This window comes from Terrihabitans rhizophilus, from assembly GCF_033898525.1.
GTDB classification, from domain to species: Bacteria; Pseudomonadota; Alphaproteobacteria; order Rhizobiales; family Methylopilaceae; genus Flaviflagellibacter; species Flaviflagellibacter rhizophilus.
In genome coordinates this window covers 1-2,263 of sequence record NZ_JAXAFJ010000018.1, presented here as the reverse complement: position 1 = coordinate 2,263, position 2,263 = coordinate 1, and the positions used below count along the sequence as shown (strand labels likewise).

The 2,263-nt window shown below is 61.4% G+C and carries 5 protein-coding genes; all 5 read right to left on the bottom strand.

Going from position 1 to position 2,263, the window contains the following annotated elements; all coding sequences use genetic code 11:
- A partial coding sequence (locus SCD90_RS16530; protein WP_319845813.1) for an SOS response-associated peptidase family protein occupies nucleotides 1-249 on the bottom strand: 249 nt, incomplete at its 3' end.
- Between the two features lie 43 nt (nucleotides 250-292).
- A complete protein-coding gene (locus SCD90_RS16525; protein WP_319845812.1) occupies nucleotides 293-508 on the bottom strand; it encodes a hypothetical protein in 216 nt (71 codons plus the stop codon).
- 11 nt (nucleotides 509-519) lie between these two features.
- Nucleotides 520-1,164 (bottom strand): hypothetical protein, encoded by a 645-nt coding sequence (locus tag SCD90_RS16520; RefSeq protein ID WP_319845811.1) that lies wholly within the window; start codon nucleotides 1,162-1,164, stop codon nucleotides 520-522.
- A 240-nt stretch (nucleotides 1,165-1,404) separates the two neighbouring features.
- A complete protein-coding gene (locus SCD90_RS16515; protein ID WP_319845810.1) occupies nucleotides 1,405-1,905 on the bottom strand; it encodes a hypothetical protein in 501 nt (166 codons plus the stop codon).
- Nucleotides 1,905-2,066 (bottom strand): hypothetical protein, encoded by a 162-nt coding sequence (locus SCD90_RS16510; protein WP_319845809.1) that lies wholly within the window; start codon nucleotides 2,064-2,066, stop codon nucleotides 1,905-1,907. Before SCD90_RS16510 ends, SCD90_RS16515 begins: the two co-directional genes overlap by 1 nt.
- Between the last annotated feature and the right edge of the window lie 197 nt (nucleotides 2,067-2,263).

Below are 2,263 nucleotides of genomic sequence, written 5' to 3'. Positions count from 1 at the left end.
GGCGACCGTCTCGGCGCGGGCGTTGATCGTCTTCCATCCGATCTTACGATCCTTGGCCCACGAAGGCACCAAACCCCAGGTCAGCAGATCCAGCGAGCGCTCGGCGGTCTCGGGATGCCGGCGCACGACGGCGATCTCCTGACCAGGCGCCGCGTTGAAGCGGGCGCGCACGTTCGGCAGAGGGTTCGATGTGCGAAACAGCTGCGCCATCACGGAGGCCGGCGTTTTCTGAACGAAGCGGCCGCACATCAGTGGCTAATCCGCCAAGCGTTCAAGGGATGCTGGACTTCGATCATTTGCCTTGAATAAAGCGCAGCGCTTCACCGAAAGAGATGCCGGCGATGTTGCCGACCATGATTGCAACCCAGCCAACGAGGAAACAGAACAGGCAAATTATTCCGCCCCATCTCTCCAGCGAAGATTTCGGTCCGCCTATCGGGTGTCGATGCGCTCCGCCGCCTGCGCCGCTTGCACAATCGTCACCACCATCTCCGCCGCCGTCACACATCAAGCACTCCTTTAGCCAGGGAACCGGGTGCCCGAAGGTTGAGGATTTGGCCGCACACCGTTCTTCGCGGCATCGCGGCACGGCATGATCATTGTGGCGGGGGAGTTCGGCCGCACATGCTTAGGAAACCAGACCCGTTCCGCGTCGCCCTGCTTCTGGTGGCGCAGCGGAATGCAGAACGCGTGAGCCCCCTCCTTCCCGGCGCTGTCGAGCAGGGCAATATCGGCATGCGAGACGGACACTGAACGGTGCAGCCCAACGGACAGAGTACGGCCGTTTCTACCACGATATTCCGACGTGATCGGGAACGCAGTAACCGTGATCGGGGCGTGGCTGTTCCAGAACAGCGCCACGTTGGCCACTCGCCGTGTAAGGGTGTCGGCCAAGAAGGCGCTGAAACTGCCGAGGGCCAGAACCACGATGGTGGTAGCGAGTGCGGCGCGCATCCGCCCGACCAGTCCGGCGCTGACGTAGAAGTCGCCGCGCGCCATCAGAGACCCCAGCCAAGCTCCCATGGCGCCGAACAGCAGCCACACGGTCCACAAGAGCTCCTGAGGTAGCGGCGTGATGAGCACCGTCCGGAAGACGATCGCTTCCACCACCCACACGACGAAAAAGAGGCTGGCGAAAGTAGAGATGACAACGCCGCTGCGCATCCTCCCCGAGCAGACCCAGGCCTCGGATTTTGCAGAACTCGCCAGCAGGTCTGATGTCATAGGGGCATCTGGGAATAAACGAGCGCCACCTATCCTTACAACCGCTGTGATAATTATTCGTACACGCCCCAATCGGCAGCACGTCTAGCTTCCCGACACGAAGAAGTTAGCGCGGCCGCGCACCAAGCAGGATCGCCATCTCGCTTGCTGGCGACTTCTACACGAAGCGCTAGCAAGGACTCACTGCCACCGGTAAGCGATCAGCCCGTCCTCGGGCATGACGAGGAGAAGAGGCGAACTTCGGTCATGCCAAACCTGCTCGACGGTGTAGTAGGAGCCGCCTCGGGAAGCCGCAGCCTTAAGCTTCGCGAATATTTGCGTATCAAGACCTTCATAACACCACCCGTCTCCCTCACCGATCTCATTATCGATCCAGTGCTCAGGTGCTGGTGTTCCCTCCCAACGTTCGCGAGCAGTCCTCTTGGGTAGCGACAGGAGGTAAGCCAGACCACCGCGCTTGATGGTTTCGATAGTCCTAGGGTCGAGGTCGAACACACCTATTCCGCAGCCCTGGAAGGGGTTGAAGGTGATGTCGGAGCGCCAGAAGCGCTTGCCGAGGCCGTAGGCGCTGGGGATCGCTGCCCGATATGATTCCTCATATGCCCTCTGAAAGAAGAGGTAGCCGCCGACGGCGAAGCTCGCCAAGAGCACAAACAATGCCCAGCCGCAGCCCATCCGCATCAGCGCTCAATCCGATCCAGTCTCGCGGCCACCGTGGGATCTTCCATGATCTCAACTATGGTGAGGAGGATGGCGTCCCGATCCTGGCCGCTCGCGAGGGCTGCCCGCACGGCTAGAAGTGCGTTGGCCAGCGGGATGGTGTCGGACGGAATGGTGCCCATGCTCGCGGCCTCTGCGTCCAGAACGGATACCGCTATTATGCACGAGCGGCCAGCGCTGGCACGTGCCCCCTGCCCTGCGGCTTCGTACGGGGTTGGTGCGAGGCACGCGCGGATTATGCGGGGCACGTGGATCAACGGCATCAACGACTTAGGTCAGCTTCCCAAGCTGAATGTCGTGGGTTCGATTCCCATCGCCC